Genomic DNA, 1,734 nt, shown 5'->3' on the forward strand with positions numbered 1-1,734 from the left:
GGACATCGAGATCTCCACCAGTTCGCCGCCGCCGCGGGCCTGCGACTGCAGGACCGCGAGCGCGGCGTGCAGGCCGGTCAGCGGGTCGGCGATCGCGTCGCCGCAGAACCGGGGCGCCTGCGCGGTGCCGCTCACCAGCCCGCCGGATACCGCCGCGTCGTCGCCGAACGCGACCCAGTCGGCGCGCCCGTCCGCGGTGCCGTGCCCGGTGATGCGCAGCCAGGTCCGGCCCGGGCGGCCCGACACCTGCTGTGGCCCCAGCCCGCGGCGCTGCAGGGCTGCCGGCCGGGAGGATTCGATCACCACATCGGCCGCCGACAGCAGCCGGCGCAGACGCTCGGGTTGCGCGAAATCGGCGTGGTAGGACAGTTTTCCGGCGTTCACCCAGTCGAAGAAGGCCCGCGGACCCTGCCGTGTGCCGTCGGGTCGTGCCGCACTCTCCACCTTCACCACGGTGGCACCCGCCTGCCCGAGCAGCCGGCCGCACAGCGGGCCGGCCCACATCGCGGACAGGTCGGCCACGAGCAGACCCGACATTGCGGCCGGCCCAGCAGCCGGACCGATCTCGCGGTGAACCGGTGCGGCAGAGGTCGTTTCGCCGAGCACGCCCACCGGCAGGCCGAGCAGCCGGGCCCGCTCGGCGAATTCCTCCACACCGAGGTCGCGCACACACCGGGCGACGACCGGCCACGGATCGTCGCCGACGGAGTCGGTCCGGGCCAGCGCCGGTACGGCGGCGATGTCGTCGGCCCGCGACAGGGTCAGCGCACACCAACCGTCGCGCGCGTCCAGCAGCCGGGTGGCGCCACCGGCGGAGATCCGGTGTGCGGCCTGCAGTCCGAGCAGGGCGGCCCGACCGCCGAGCAGTTCGCCTGCGTCGACGGCGATGCCCGCACGGGCGGCCACGTCGCGGGCGACCGAGCCGGCCCGCTCGAGCACCGCGGCGGGGATTCGCACGGACGTCATCACCCCATTGTGGTTCAGGGGGCCGGTGCGCCGGCGACGACGTCGACCAGGCCCCACCGCAGCGCGGTGGCGGGATCGATCGAGCGCCCGGACAGCACCAGATACGCGGTGCGCCACCGCCCGATCCGCCGGGTGATGCTGACGGTGCCGCCGGCGCCGGGGATCAGGCCCAACGCCAGTTCGGGCAGGCCGAGCACCGCGTCGGGACGACACGACACCGTGCCGCAGAACGCGGCCATCTCCAGGCCGCTGCCCTGCACCTGGCCGTGGATCTCGGCGCGGCAGGCCCGGCCCAGCCGCGCGGTGATCTCGGCGAGCACCAGCGCCGGGCTGTGCCGGGTGCGGGCCAGGTGGGCGGCGGCGGGGTCGGTGAACGAGCCGAACTCGGCGAGGTCCCCACCGCTGCAGAACGACGGACCGTTGCCGGCCAGCACCACCTCGTCCACCGACGGATCCAGTCGGGCCACCTCGAGGGCGTCCAGCAGGGCGGCCCTGGCATCGGTGGAGAACGCGTTGTGCCGCTGCGGCCGGTTGAACCGGATGACCAGGCGGCCGCCTTCGCGCTGCGCCACCACGGGATCCGGGGTGACCGGAACCTGCGCCGGGCCGCGCTCGGTCAGCCAGCGGGCGAACTCCGGACCCGACTGCAGGGTCGAGTAGGCCAGCGATTCGGTGATCACCCCGGCGAACACCGGCCCGGCGGGGTCGAGCGCGCGCAGCACGTCGTCGCAGACCGCGGCCGCCTGCGGCCACCGGTCGCAGCGCTGC

2 protein-coding genes are annotated in these 1,734 nt (G+C 75.1%); both read right to left on the minus strand.

Annotated features, from left to right (window positions below):
- A partial coding sequence (locus MVA01S_RS26405) for a CoA transferase (protein ID WP_082762408.1) occupies positions 1–966 on the minus strand: 966 nt, incomplete at its 3' end.
- 14 nt (positions 967–980) lie between these two features.
- Positions 981–1,734 (minus strand): enoyl-CoA hydratase/isomerase family protein (locus MVA01S_RS26410; RefSeq protein WP_060941756.1); only part of this gene is annotated, 754 nt, incomplete at its 5' end.

It is taken from the genome of Mycolicibacterium vaccae NBRC 14118 = CIP 105934 (assembly GCF_001552715.1).
Lineage (GTDB): Bacteria > Actinomycetota > Actinomycetes > Mycobacteriales > Mycobacteriaceae > Mycobacterium > Mycobacterium vaccae.